The organism is Streptococcus sp. KR (assembly GCF_002238115.1).
Taxonomy (GTDB): Bacteria; Bacillota; Bacilli; order Lactobacillales; family Streptococcaceae; genus Streptococcus.
In genome coordinates this window covers 1-206 of sequence record NZ_NGVM01000424.1, presented here as the reverse complement: position 1 = coordinate 206, position 206 = coordinate 1, and the positions used below count along the sequence as shown (strand labels likewise).

1 protein-coding gene is annotated in these 206 nt (G+C 42.7%); it reads left to right on the top strand.

What is annotated here, in order from left to right; translation table 11 throughout:
- Positions 1–206, top strand: a 206-nt coding sequence (locus CBI42_RS12540; protein WP_142294199.1) for a class I tRNA ligase family protein, incomplete at both ends; no start/stop codon positions are given.

Below are 206 nucleotides of genomic sequence, written 5' to 3'. Positions count from 1 at the left end.
AGATTTCCAAGGATATCATTGTTCGTTACAAGTCAATGACCGGCTATCGGGCACCATACGTACCAGGATGGGATACTCATGGTCTTCCAATCGAGCAAAAATTGACTCAAGCGGGCTATGACCGTAAGAAGATGTCCACCAATGATTTTCGTAAATTATGTCACGATTATGCTCTTAAGCAGGTCGAACGACAAAAAGAGGAATTC